Genomic DNA, 13,812 nt, shown 5'->3' with positions numbered 1-13,812 from the left:
TGTTTAATATAAAAAAGCAGCCCTGCCGGGCTGCTTTTTAGAGCGCATGGGATCAGCGCGTATCAACCGTTTCTATTAACGGTGCAGATTCAACCTTCATGCCTGTACTTGGGCGCACTACCGTGCCCGCTCCGGTAGACACTAAACTATTCTCGTTACCCTCAATTGGCTGTAAGCCATCCACCTGATCCTGAGGTACCGTAAAGTCAATATCCGAGCCAACCTCATCGGCAGTCACCGTATGTACCGGGGAGGTGTAGTCCGGCAGTACCTGCAATCTGGACTCTGGCGCTATTTCACCTTTAATCACAAAATGAACCGTGGCCTGATCGCCAGCCGCCATTCCCGGCCATGCCTTCATCCGAATGAGTAGCCCACCATTGACTGCATAGTGATTGATGCCAGCGTTATGGACCCTGGGATACTCAATGGTCACCGGGCCAAAGCCAGCTTCAACAAACGAGGCGGTAGTTTGCCCTGATTGACCGCCCGCCGCTGCGGTGATGGTTAACGACTCCGCCGTCGTGTCAACAAATGACAGTTTTGCTATACCGTTTTCGTCCGTATTGACGTTCAGCGAGGTCATAGGTATGGCATTGCCCGCGCTAATTGACCAGATCACCTGCACATTTGGCATCGGCGCGCCGGCTTTGTCCGTTACCACCGCTTGCGCTTCGTCGGTAGCCTTACCGTCGGCCATTGCCCCATTGGTTAACATCGTGACGGCGACGTTGCCTACGGGCACCTCGGTGAATGTGGCAAAGACCTGACCCGATTTCCCCCCGGCGCTGGCCGTTAACGTAACAGCCTCCACGGTCGTATCGACTACGTTCAACGTCACATAGCCGTTCGCATCGGTCATCGCGGTAAGCGACGAGGTAGCTTTAGCGTTACCGCTTACGCTCCAGGTCACATTAACGCCCTGCATCGGCTGCCCTTTGTCATCGAAAACCTGCGCCTGGGCGATATTCTCTGTTTGACCATCCGCGGGAGCGCTATTAGTGGTCATCTGTACAGTAATACTGTTCACATTAACCTGGGTGAAGGTCACACTGACGCTGCCCTCCTGTCCGCCTGCGCTGGCCTTAACCTGCACGGTTTCCGCCACGGTGTCGGTAAGACTAAGGCTGGCAACCCCATTAACATCGGTAGTGACCGTGAGAGGCGTAGTTGCGCTGGCGTGACTGCTGCCTAAGCTCCATGTCAGACTGACTCCGGACATGAGATTGCCCTTAGAGTCGGTCACTATGGCCTTCACAGCGTTAGTCGATGAACCATCGTTAGGCGCATTGTTTGTGACAACACTCACGTCAATACCTTTCACATCCGCCTGAACAAAGGTCACGCTGGCGCTGCTCTGCTGGCCTCCTGCGCTGGCATTAACCGTTACGGTTTCTGCTACGGTATCGGTCAGGCTGAACGTCGCGGCCCCGTTAGCGTCAGTTGTGACCGCAAGCGGCGAAGTGGCGCTGGCGTGGCTGCTGCTTACACTCCATGTCAGGGCAACGCCGGGCATGGGATTACCCTTGGCATCGGTAACTACAGCCCGAACGGCGTTGGTCGATGTGCCATCGGCAGGTGCATTGGTCGTAGTAACGTTCACGTCGATGGCCGAGACTGGAACGGCATTAAATACCGCCTGCGTCTGACCCTGTACTCCATCCGAACTTGCCACCACCGGCTGACTTTCCGCCACCTTATCGGTTAGCGTTAACGTGGCAATACCATTCTGATCCGTTATGCTGGTCATTGGTGAGGTTGCCACGGCACTACCGCTTCCCAGACGCCAGGTCACCTCTTTTCCGGCCAGCGGATTGCCATGATCGTCCAAAGCCTGCGCCTGGGCGATGTTGGTGCTTACGCCATCTGCCATAGCATTATTTGTGGACATCGTAACGTTAAGAGTTGAAACGCCTGCTGATTGGAAGGTAGAGCTAACCGTTTCTGTTTTGCCTGCTGCCGTGGCGGTGAGCTTAACGGCACCTGGCTGCGCGCTGGTAAAATGTACGCTTGCCTGCCCGCTGCTATTGGTTGCTGCATCGCTGCTGGCAATCATGGCACCGTTATCTACTTTCCATGCAATGGCGACGCCGGACATCGCTTTACCGTTCGCATCTTCAACGGTTACCTGGGCGGCGTTTTGATCCTGCCCGTCAGCCTGGCTGTTGTTTTTGGTTAATTTAAGATTCAGTGCCGCAACGGACTGAACAAAGGTTGTTGTCGTACTGCGGACAATACCACCCGAGGTAGCGCTGACGCTATTTTGTTCAGCAGTGGTATCGGTCACGTTGACTGACGCGTTGCCGTTAGCATCGGTTACGCCCGCTGTTGAACTGAGTGTGCCCTGCCCGCTGATGCTCCAGGCAATCGATGCATTTTTCACAGCGTTGCCTTCATTATCGATCGCATGGACCGTGATGGTATTCGCCGTTTTACCATCGGCGGGGCTGCCGTCTACGGCAGAATAGATGGCGAGATCGGATAATACCGCTACGCTCTGCTTCTTCTTGTACTGTAGAACAATCTCGTTATTTCGGTCGACAAGATCGTAACGGCTACCTACAAGGCTGCGACGGAATGCCATCTGGTCAGAGGAGAGCTGTGACTGCAGGGACTGGCCGAGCGCATAGCGGAAATTCAGACTAAAACGGGTCTCATCCATGGAGTCCTGACCACGTTTATAGTCCACGCCAGCGGTAATAAGGGGCACAGGCGTGTAGTTAATGCCCAGGGTCACTGCCGACGGGTTACTTTGCAGATGATCCGTATCGAACAGAGCAACATCATCCCCATAGTACTGCTCATACATGGCCTTGACGCCCAGCTGCGGATAGACCGGTAGATAGCCTTCTGCCCTGACGTCAAACCCATCTGCGGGTTTCTCATTATAATCATCGAAATCACGAGATGAGTGCCACTCGGTCGTCCCCATATAGACGTTAGCGGCCAGTTTAAGATAGTCGGTCCAGGCCTCTGAACCAAAGCTGACGCGTCGGTTTTTACCGGTAAAGTCGTCGTCAAAGAAGACGTTTCCACCCAGCATCCACTCTTTTAAATAGAAGGTACGAACGCCAAGCCCCAGGTTACCGGTTACGCGATCGTCCGGGCTACGCAATCCCATCTGTGAAAACAGCACTGACTTTTGGTTATCATACAGTGGTGCCAGGAAGTCAAAAGCGCTGTCATCCCAGTTACCATTATCATCGACGTTTAACTGAACCCGGGCTGTACCAAACTGGTTTAACCACTCCTGCACTGAGGAGGCGGCATAGCCTGTTGCAGCGGAGGCCGCTGCGTCTGTTAACCCGGACGTCCCTGCTGATGAGAGGGTGCTGGCGACAGAACTGAAATTCGCGCTCCCGGGAACAGAAGCGGGTGCTCTGTCCATGGCAAAGGGCGAGGCTGGCACCGTTGCCGCCTGAGTCTCGGCATGTGCACTCATGCTGGCGATCGACGCCATTGGCATGGCGGTTTGTAATATAACCTGTAACCATACGACGCCGATAAAGGCGCGCTTTCTTCTCAATTTAGAAAATGATCTTTTCTCACTCATATAGATACCTATCTTGAGCGACCCGCTAATATATGGCCGTCAATTTTTTAAATTGCGTAAAAGCAAAAACACATAGAAATGCTTTGATTGCATATGAAATTAGCTTTAGTAGTTTTCGTTAAAAGGATTGCTCAGATAAATATCACAACCTTTTTGCGAAATGGGAATAGTATCAGTAATTCATTTGTCCTTTAACCTTACCCATGACTCTTTTATGAGACAATAAAAACAATTGACTCTGATTAGTCAATGCGAAAATCCTTAAGCAAGGAAACACCAAAGCAACTAATCAATTACCCTGGCTCATCTGATAAGCTAAAAATAGTTTTCTTCATAAGCAAAAAATGCACGCTTCTTTTATGTATAATTGCTCAACATGCAGGATAGCCTTATAACATCGCTTAACACCTACAGTTAACAACTCTACTTTACTTGATCTTATAATGTTTAGAAAACAGGCCAAGCATTCACAGTAAAAATATAAATCTGTTTCAAATGAGGATTGAAAATGATATATCCCGTGCTAACCTCTACCAGAGCAATCATCGTTGCTTCAGGGCCATCGGCTAAAAATTTCACTCCCCCACCGGATATAACAATAATTGCGGTCAATGGCGCGATCGGCTGGCTTCCTCGCGCCGATCACTTTTTTACCCTGGATCCGTCAGCCGATAATATTGCACGCTTACGTAAGAGACGGGATGGCGTCATTTACCATGCGGCAGGCTTAAAAAGCCCTATTAATGGGGTGAACGCTTATCATCGGCTGGCCCGGCGAGGCCCGCAGCCGCAAGTAAAAGGGACACCGGAGTGGTGGCTTTGGCGCTGGTCTGCCGTATGCGGTTTATCAGAAGATAAAAATAAGATCCATTCAGGTAACAGTGCGTATGGCGCGTTGGGTCTGGCTTACCACCTGGGCTTTAAGAAGGTCGCCCTCATTGGGGTTGATGCCACTAGCCAACCCCGTATTGAAGGAGGCACGTCAAATAACCTTTCTCACCTGCCACTGCTTTTTGCCAGTGCCCGCAGGCAGATTGATGTTGTCAGCTGCGGACAGTTAACAGGCATTCCCCAGATGTCGCTAGAGGCATGGTGTCAAAGAGGATAGGTTTGCTATCCATGGCAAACTAAGTCTCCAGGGCCTTGGTTTGCCATGGAAACAAATTATTTTTGCCTTTGCAGGTACCCTCCCATTCCCTTGAGAAAAGACCGGGCTAAATCCAACCATTCTTCGGGTGGCGATATGCGCTTTATAACTAATGATCTCATCGGGATACGCATCCTGAAGGAAATTAAAGTCTACCATAGTACGAAGCATCTCGCCGTCGCCCTTATAACCGGCCAGATCGCGACTGGACAGTGGCTTAATTTTTTGCCAGATAGCCGCTTTGGCCGCGTGCGGAATGCGCATGATGCCGGAGGCGGCCAAATTTGGGAAAAAGAAGTCCCTTAACGCCGACAAGGCGTTGTTTTGAAGCATATGATCGAAGTCGCCCACAATAACGGTGTCCAGGTCAATATAAAAGATATCATCATCGATCAACTCTGGATCAAAAAGCTCCAGTTTGGCAAACCAGCCTGGCCAGTCGGTTTTTAATGCCAGAGACCTTAAGCCCTTCACCTTCATATCTGTTAAACAGATGTGCTCATAGCGTGAACAGAGTTGTTTATCAAACCAGCGGACATGTTCAGCGGTGTACTCTCCTCCGCTGCGTAAAACCGTAACAATTTTCACTTTATTATCCTCATAAAAAGCCATCCACCAATTTACATGCCGCCGGGAGGTTGAAATCACTGAAAAACACTAACAATGAGCAATTAAAAACACACTCTTTCCTATTTCACTCCTTTTACTGCTTTATTTGCACAATTCGCCTTCCCCTTGACGCTACAGTCTCTCTGAACTTGAGGGTTCTCTCTAATTTTATTTTCTGTTTAAGGAGTTTTATCATGGAATCATCCGTAACTGGCGTTCAGGCTTCTTCGCTGGTTTTCTACTCGCTGCCCAACTACGCGGGTACTGCACTAAGCGCTACGCATGGACAAGCTGGCATCGTCGCCTCGTCTGCCAATTCATGGACAGAGCAGTCTGTCTCTGTTCCTGGCTCCGATAACATGTTCACTTTTTTGTGGAGCAGCGTTGATACTGGCAATCCTGCTATCTCTTATGCTGGACACGTTGAGCAGTACATTACCGCCAGCGTTCCTGATATTGCATTTGTTTTCTCTACCCCTCAGTACCCGCTACAATTTCTCGGCGTTGATGCCACCCTCGCGATCCCCGTTTTTGTCGAGCTTATCGGCGATTTCACCGCGCAAAATTGCTCTGCCTCAACCTATCTTGTTCCAGGCTCTGCTACTAGCGTTACTACCTTCGCGTCAACGGAACATAGCGGCCTCCTCGCTTTTGTCCAGCCCGTTAATGGGGCATCGACCCTCGCGTCCCTGACGACCGGCACGCTGGATACGGCTTCCAGCACCGTGGAGTGGTCAGGTTCTGCCTCTGCAATGCTTATCTATAATAACGACACGCTGACGCTCTCCTCTGTCTCCGGGCTGCCTGACGGCTGGTCCTTTGGCGATCCTGTACGCCAGAGTGATGGATCATGGAAAGTCATGCTTTCAAGCACCTCCCTGCCTGACACTGCCCAAATCAGCACTCTGGCCAGTGACAAAGCCACGCTTATTAATAACGGTACCGACATCGCTACCTTCTCAGCGACCGTCACCGACGCCGCCTCCGGTCAGCCGATGGTTAACGTTCCCGTTGACTGGAATACGACCCTCGGCGACCTTAGCACCAGCGTTTCTCTTACCAATGGTAGCGGCGTCGCCACGGTCACGTTGAGCGATACAGGTGATACCGGCACCGCAACAGTGATGGCACGTCTTAGCAACGGCAGCACCAAATCGTGCAGCGTTGAAATTGCCGCCCCTGAAACATTTGCCATTATCCGTGGCGCGCGCAGCAGCATCCGCGGGGCGGGCCAGGTACAGACAGGCTATCTGGTCGCGCTTCATCCGCAAACGCTTATGCCGATGCCCGTCGTCTGGCGTTATAAAAATGACGTTAATTACACCATTGATAGCTACTTTATCGATACGCAACCCGATCAATATCTCGACGTCAGTAACATTAATGGCGATACCCTTACCCTCAATGTCGCCAATATTTTGGGCAACGGCGAGTGGACCGATACAGATATTTCCTCAGGCGCATTTGCTGCACGATTAAATAGCGGCAGCTATGTGGGATGGGGTATGGCAACCAGCGGTGGTTATACGCTTCCCGCCAGCATTAATCATGATGTGCAATCACTCTACGCTGCATATGATTCTTTCGCGGCGATCCGTACCGATCGCTCTGTTTTCGCCTGGGGAGATACAGCCGAAGGTGGAAAAATTCCTGCCAGCGTAGTGCTGCTGCATAGCGTCGTAGATATTAAAGCCGCCCGGGGAACCTATGCTCTGCGTTCGCTACTCTATCCGTATATTCAAACCTGGGGGTGGGGAACAGATGGTAGTACAGAGATTATTCTCTCCGTTCCCTCTACTATTTCTGCAATGAGCGACATTAAGTCAATTGTTGCGAATGAGAATGCGTTCGCAGTAATAAATGACGCCGGTAAGCTTTTTGGCTGGGGTGATTATCAGTGTGGTGGAAGTGTACCAGGTGCCATCAGCTCTCTCAGCGTTATCGATGATTGCTGTGCCAGTCGCCGTGCTTTCGCTGTTATTGCAAACGGAACAATAAAAGCATGGGGTGACACTGATTATGGTGGTAACGCAAGTAGCGTCAATTACATTAACAATGCCTCACGGCTCATTGCAACAGAGTCTGCCTATACTGCCATGCTCTCAAACGGCGGTATAGTATGCTGGGGTAACAGTAGCTATGGCAATAGCTTACCGGAAGAGTATAAATCGAGAACTGATATTATCGATGTAAAAAGTACCTATGGTGCTTTTGCCGCACTGTGCAGAGACGGTACCGTCATTGCGTGGGGAAATGAGGCCTATGGTGGAGATATAAGCGCAGTCGAATCGTTGCTGAACAATATCGTCTCTATTAGCGCGAACGGCAGCAGCTTTGCCGCATTGACCAGAGCAGGACGGGTTATTACCTGGGGGGATCCCGATACGGGTGGCCGAAATTCATTTATTCCAGGCCTCAATGATGTCGCCGCTATTTATAGCAATACCCGCGCTTTTGCCGCATTGAAAGCCGATGATTCAATTTTTGTATGGGGTGACGCTACGTCTGGCGTGATTGATTTCCCTGCAAATGATATCAATGGCAACATCTCTTATTATGCAAAATAACGATAGAAACAGACTGGCGGTATTATTACCGCCGGTTTGATTTAATTAGAGAATATTTTATGAAAACATCCACATACCTTTATGCGTTACTGTTTATATCCTTTAATCTTCTCGCACAGAACAACATAACATTAGAGCAAAGTGGCTGGCAGGATCTGCATGGCAAACAGGTTGAGTTAAGTTTATCTACACAATATAAGAATAGTACTGCCGCCTGTAAGCAGAATAACTCACCTGCCTTTAACTGCTCTGGCGTAGAGCTAAGAGGAACCGATCATTCATCGAGCTATTTTGCATGGAATCCTAGCCCCTCTTCCGTTACCAGCGGCGGGGTGTCATTCTCTTATCTCCGAGCAGATTCAAAATATAATAAATTGGCCTATAGCTACTACAACGGTTTTTTTGTCTACCCCAACGATAATAAACCTGACGGTAAGATAGATCTCGATGTGCTCTGCTCATTCCCTATTGATGCCGCGACAAACAGCCGTGATGATGCAGGATGCGGAATGTATAATGGACAGAGTGAAAGTAAACAGTGCCAGCTACAGGGCATTACCGATGCTGATGGCTGGTACAATCACTATGTTAAATATAACTCCTCACATGGTTCGCAGTGTGGTTTTGGTCTTACAAAAGATTATACCGGTGTAACGGATGCGTTTTACCAAACGATTTTGAGCATGGGCAAGATAAGCGATGAATCATTTCAAACGCAAAATGAGTTGCGCATCGCTACGTGGCAGCAAGATATTCCTGAGCAGCTGCCTATCCAGGCCTTCTTCTATACCAATGCCAGCGGTCTGGCAGATGCCCAGGCTGACCAGCGTGATTTTTATGAGCAAACCAACGGTATGTTCGTCCCGATCATACAGCTGACCCTACCAGCCGCGAAAACCGCTGACGCCACCTTTACCTATGATCCAAGTGCCCAGGTAGAAACTGACTCTCTATCTGTAAGTGATATGCTGGCGATCCCCCCGACAATTGAAACATCCGGCGATAAAGCGGTGGCCAACTTAACAGCAAAAGTCCACGCTTCAAATGGTGAGGACATTGCAGGGGCGATGGTAACGTGGGTAACTATGTCTGCTAACGGCAAGCTGGCGCACAATATCACTTATATCGACACTGCTGGTGTTGCAACCAACTCCTTTACCGATACCAAAGCTGAAAATGCCATGGTATATGCCTATGGGCCAGATGGTAAAAGTTACCAGCTCAGGATTATTCCGGTGAAAGATAGCGCCGCTCAGGATCTCTATATCGATTCCCTGAACGTGAGTAAAACCACTATCCGCGCCGACGGGCAGGATAGCGCGACCATCACGGCCTTCGTGAAGAGCAAATCGGGTGGCTCCGTTGCAGGAGCGACCGTTTACTGGTCGACAACGCTGGGTAATCTTAATTCAGCGACATCGATCACGGATGATCAAGGTACAGCCAGCACCGTTCTCAGTAGCACTGCCTCAGGAGAAGCCGTCGTAACTGCAACGCTGGATAATGGAAGTCAACAATCAACCTGGATAGACGTTGTTAATTAACTGAATTTGCCAGGCTGGCTACCACAGCCTGGCAAACTGCTCCCCTGCCAGGGCATACTCCACTGTCTATACTGTAGTGTTCTTGCGCTATAAACTGGAGGTAAAATGGAGTATTTGGCACGGCTAAACATCGTAACGGTGTTGATGTCCCCCGCTTTCTGGATCAATCTGGCTATCGTCTTTTTTGTTACTCTGCTGACCTACTGGCTGACGAACCGTCTGCTGAGCTTTGTCTATAAAACTATCCAGCAGGCCAGCAAAAAAGAGGGTAGCAATGCGCGCCCGCACTTTATTGCTTTCGACATGTTAAAGCGAACCAATAAGGTTCTGTTGTTCATCGCGGCTTTTCTTTTCAGCCTGCGCTTCGTTGACCTGCCTGACCGCCTGTTCTCAACGGTTTCCCACATCTGGTTTTTCGTTATTGCCATTCAGGTTGCCATCTGGCTCGATCAGGGCGTGCAGTCATGGATGCGTCATCTGCTCTATGCGCCCGGATCCAATAAGAACCCGGTGACGATGGTGATCCTGGGGATGATCCTCCGCGTCGTAGTCTGGTCAATGATGCTGCTGTCGATTCTGGCGAATATCGGCGTCGATATTACCGCGCTGGTTGCCAGCCTTGGCGTTGGCGGTATTGCTATTGCGCTGGCAGTCCAGACCGTGCTGAGTGATGTTTTCGCCTCCCTGTCGATCGGTTTCGATAAGCCTTTTGAGATCGGCGACTTTGTGGTGTTTAACGATGTCGCCGGCACTATTGAGCATATAGGGCTGAAAACTACGCGCATTCGCAGCCTCAGCGGCGAGCAGATTGTCTGCGCCAACGCCCAGCTGCTGCAGCAGACCATTCACAACTATAAGCGTATGCAGACCCGCCGTATCGTCTTTACCTTTGGCGTCGCCCTCGCCACGCCGCCGGAAAAGCTGCGCCTCATTGGTGACATGGTCAAAACGATTATTACTGAGGTAGGCGAAACGAAATTCGACCGCGCCCATCTGCTGGCGTTTAATGCGGATCGCCTGACCTTTGAGGTCGTGCATATAGTGAATACGGCGGACTATAACAAGTACATGGATATTCAGCAGGAGATCAATATCCGAATTATTGAAAAGCTTAATGAAAATGAGATCGAGCTGGCGCTGCCTAGCCTGGTCGTCAGAACGCCTGCCCAGCCAGAGGCGACGCCGTTCCCTGTCGCCATGCAGCGCTGGCCTAAGGAGGCGTGATTCAGGTGCAGGTTAGCATTTCTCGCCATCCCGAACGGATGGCATATAATGCTAAAGTATCAGTTCAATCGGCTTTAAAAAGGGGTAGCTAATGGAAATTGATCTCGACAATCTGGAGTTTGCCGGGCTTGACGAAGCGCAGGAGCGCAACGCGGAACGTCTGGAAGACGCGGATAAAAAAGCGCAGGCGATCGTCGCCGACGATGACTGCGGCGACGCCTGCAAAATCTGATGCATAAACCGGCCGCTCTGGCCGGTTTTTTTATGTGTTAATGGGACAGACAGCGGCGAACTCCGGGTGCTGCTCCGGCTCTGGCTTATACTGCTCCAGCCGCTCAAAGAGCGTTTGCACCACCTCCAGCCGCTCTCTTTGCGTGGCATACTCTCTCTGCTGTAGAGCGTTCTGGGTTAAATTGTCTACCAGTATCTTCGCCTCAGCTGCCGCCGCGCTACGCATGGTGGGCGGATAGACAGGATCCAACGCGATATCAATATTCATGTCCGTCTGCAGCTGGTTGCTATTGACGACGATTGGGCTTTCAGGCGGGAACGTTGCAGAAACCAGACGGTGGCTTAGGATGACCAGCTTGATGTTGTAGTCCTGACGGGAACGATCCTGAGGTCTGGCAAGATCGACGAGCTGCACGATATCAGCAGCAAAGGCAACCGCTTCGCGATCCGGCTGGTCAAACTGGGCCTGCGCAACCGAGAGCATCAGAAAGGCCAGCCCTACCGCCTGTTTGGCCTGTGTTTCCGCACGCTCGGCTGTAGCAAAGCCCAGGCCGAGTACCACTAACCGTCGCGCCTGCCGCAGGTTAGCCTCATCCAGCCCCGTATCGCTTTTCAGCAGAGGGTAGCGTTTGATAAATTCCAACAACGCCTTCATACCGGCACCATCCTGCTGGATTTGATTCAGGCCATGTTCCAGCAGATGGATACGCTGCCGGGCAACGGTGCACATCAGTTGGGCGATATCACGCTCCACGCTGACCGTCTCTGAGTAGGGGGGAAAACAGACCTTCTGATAGTGCGCAATGGTCAGCCTGTCCGCCTCTTCACGTTGCCAATCGATAAAGACGCCATTATCCGGATCGCTGGCCCACGCCCAGGCGAAGCGTGCCTCTGTCAGCAGCCAGGCCGGAGGTGCCTTCATCTCTTCGATCTGTGCCAGCGCGGCGCCTGCCTGCTGCCGATAAGCCGTTCTGTCTAAGCCCGCTTCGGCTGATACGTCGCCCGTCAGGTAAACCTGATCCAACAGACAGCGTCCACGCCCTGCATCGTCTGGGTTACTGCTGCACTCCGCAGGGGGATCTGGCGGATAGAAGCCCCAGGCGTACTGATTTGGCAGAGAGAGGATGCAGAGCAGGAGAGGGATTACAATGTTCTGGCTTCCATGCTGAAAAGCGAAAAGACGTTCTGTTATCGACATTAAAAGAGACCCGGCGACGATCGGTCCCACGAGTATAGGCAGCCTGGGAGACGTTAAAGTATGAAATTATCCCACCCTTTTGTTTCACATTCGTGTGACATACTATCGTGTATGTCAGCACACCCGTGAACAAGGAGATAATGATGTATAACAAGGGCGAAGGTCTGACGCCGGAGCAGGCGTTGGAGAAGCTTGACGCGCTCTATGAGCAGTCGGTGAACGCACTCCGCGACGCCATCGGAGCATTTATTGAAGAGGGTACGCTACCCGATACCCTGACGCGTGCTCAGGGCAAGTTTGTCTATCCTGAGCTGTCGGTCTCCTGGGACGGCAATACCACCAATCCGCCAAAAACCCGCGCCTACGGCCGCTTTACTCACTCGGGTCGCTACACCACTACCATCACGCGCCCAGGACTGTTTCGCTCCTACCTGCTGGAGCAGTTAACCCTGCTCTACAATGACTATGGGGCCGTGATTGACGTAGGGCCATCCCAGCATGAGATCCCCTACCCCTACGTGATTGATGGCTCAGCGTTAACCCTGGATCGCTCCATGAGCGCGGGACTGACCCGCCACTTCCCGACCACTGAGCTGGCACAGATTGGCGATGAGACCGCTGACGGTCTGTTTCACCCAACCGAACTCTACCCGCTGTCACACTTTGACGCCCGTCGGGTCGATTTCTCACTGGCTCGCCTGCGTCACTATACCGGTACGCCCGTTGAGCACTTCCAGCCCTTCGTGCTGTTTACCAACTATACCCGCTACGTGGATGAGTTTGTGCGCTGGGGCTGTAGCCAGATCCTCGATCCCGACAGCCCCTATATTGCGCTCTCCTGCGCGGGCGGAGTCTGGATCACCGCCGAGACAGAAGCCCCGGAAGAGGCTATTTCCGATCTGGCCTGGAAAAAGCACCAGATGCCCGCCTGGCATCTGATCACCGCCGATGGGGAGGGTATTACGCTGGTGAATATTGGTGTTGGCCCGTCGAATGCCAAAACCATCTGCGATCACCTTGCCGTACTGCGCCCCGCTTTATGGCTAATGATTGGTCACTGTGGCGGCCTGCGTGAAAGTCAGTCTATTGGCGATTACGTGCTGGCGCATGCTTACCTGCGCGACGATCATGTGCTGGACGCCGTGCTGCCGCCGGATATCCCGATCCCGAGCATTGCCGAAGTGCAGCGCGCGCTCTATGACGCCACCAAGGTGGTCAGCGGTATGCCCGGTGAGGAGGTGAAACAGCGGCTGCGTACCGGGACGGTGGTGACCACTGACGATCGTAATTGGGAGTTGCGCTATAGCGCCTCGGCCCTGCGTTTTAACCTGAGCCGTGCGGTAGCAATCGATATGGAAAGCGCCACCATCGCCGCCCAGGGCTACCGCTTCCGCGTGCCGTACGGCACCCTGCTTTGCGTCTCCGATAAGCCGCTGCATGGCGAAATCAAGCTGCCGGGGCAGGCAAACCGTTTTTACGAAGGCGCTATTTCCGAGCACTTGCAGATTGGGATCCGGGCGATTGACCTACTGCGCGCCGAAGGCGACCGCCTGCACTCGCGTAAGCTGCGGACCTTTAACGAGCCGCCATTCCGGTAAGCAGAAAAGCAAAAAGCCCGCTAAAAAGCGGGCTTCTTAAATTTGGCTCCTCTGACTGGACTCGAACCAGTGACATACGGATTAACAGTCCGCCGTTCTACCGACTGAACTACAGAGGAATCGTGTGAACGGGGCGAATAT

General features: G+C 51.9%; 9 protein-coding genes and 1 tRNA gene. 6 read left to right on the top strand and 4 right to left on the bottom strand.

Annotated features, from left to right (window positions below; all coding sequences use genetic code 11):
* Positions 1-52: 52 nt before the first annotated feature.
* Positions 53-3,442: an Ig-like domain-containing protein gene (locus RTM13_RS16610; RefSeq protein WP_312213382.1), complete on the bottom strand. Its 3,390-nt coding sequence runs from the start codon at positions 3,440-3,442 to the stop codon at positions 53-55.
* A 619-nt stretch (positions 3,443-4,061) separates the two neighbouring features.
* On the opposite strand from RTM13_RS16610, the gene RTM13_RS16605 reads away from it, so the two are divergent.
* Positions 4,062-4,661 carry a hypothetical protein gene (locus RTM13_RS16605; protein WP_312213380.1) on the top strand — a complete coding sequence of 200 codons (600 nt, stop codon included), beginning with the start codon at positions 4,062-4,064 and terminating at the stop codon, positions 4,659-4,661.
* On the opposite strand, the gene RTM13_RS16600 is transcribed toward RTM13_RS16605, so the two are convergent.
* A complete protein-coding gene (locus RTM13_RS16600; protein ID WP_312213378.1) occupies positions 4,635-5,288 on the bottom strand; it encodes a hypothetical protein in 654 nt (217 codons plus the stop codon). The genes RTM13_RS16605 and RTM13_RS16600 overlap by 27 nt on opposite strands.
* A gap of 215 nt (positions 5,289-5,503) precedes the next feature.
* Here RTM13_RS16600 and RTM13_RS16595 point away from each other — a divergent pair, with 215 nt between their 5' ends.
* From RTM13_RS16595 to RTM13_RS16580, 4 genes are all read left to right on the top strand, one after another.
* Entirely contained in the window at positions 5,504-7,876 is a 2,373-nt protein-coding gene (locus RTM13_RS16595) for an Ig-like domain-containing protein (protein WP_312213376.1), read from the top strand.
* A 59-nt stretch (positions 7,877-7,935) separates the two neighbouring features.
* On the top strand, positions 7,936-9,420 hold the full coding sequence (locus tag RTM13_RS16590) for an Ig-like domain-containing protein (RefSeq protein ID WP_312213374.1): 1,485 nt from the start codon (positions 7,936-7,938) through the stop codon (positions 9,418-9,420).
* 105 nt (positions 9,421-9,525) lie between these two features.
* On the top strand, positions 9,526-10,644 hold the full coding sequence (locus RTM13_RS16585) for a mechanosensitive ion channel family protein (RefSeq protein ID WP_312213372.1): 1,119 nt from the start codon (positions 9,526-9,528) through the stop codon (positions 10,642-10,644).
* A gap of 91 nt (positions 10,645-10,735) precedes the next feature.
* A complete protein-coding gene (locus tag RTM13_RS16580; protein ID WP_144811972.1) occupies positions 10,736-10,876 on the top strand; it encodes a hypothetical protein in 141 nt (46 codons plus the stop codon).
* 30 nt (positions 10,877-10,906) lie between these two features.
* Here RTM13_RS16580 and RTM13_RS16575 read toward each other — a convergent pair whose 3' ends face one another.
* A complete protein-coding gene (locus RTM13_RS16575) occupies positions 10,907-12,073 on the bottom strand; it encodes a hypothetical protein (protein ID WP_312213370.1) in 1,167 nt (388 codons plus the stop codon).
* Positions 12,074-12,216: 143 nt separating this feature from the next.
* On the opposite strand from RTM13_RS16575, the gene RTM13_RS16570 reads away from it, so the two are divergent.
* The gene (locus RTM13_RS16570) at positions 12,217-13,671 is read left to right on the top strand and encodes an AMP nucleosidase (protein ID WP_312213574.1); all 1,455 of its coding nucleotides are present in this window, start codon (positions 12,217-12,219) and stop codon (positions 13,669-13,671) included.
* 43 nt (positions 13,672-13,714) lie between these two features.
* On the opposite strand, the gene RTM13_RS16565 is transcribed toward RTM13_RS16570, so the two are convergent.
* Positions 13,715-13,790, bottom strand: a tRNA-Asn gene (locus RTM13_RS16565).
* Positions 13,791-13,812: the final 22 nt, after the last annotated feature.

The sequence above is a fragment of the Pseudescherichia sp. genome (assembly GCF_031979925.1).
In the GTDB taxonomy this organism is placed as follows: Bacteria; Pseudomonadota; Gammaproteobacteria; order Enterobacterales; family Enterobacteriaceae; genus Pseudescherichia.
The sequence above is the reverse complement of the archived record's forward strand: the minus strand, read 5'-3'. Positions and strand labels throughout refer to the sequence as shown.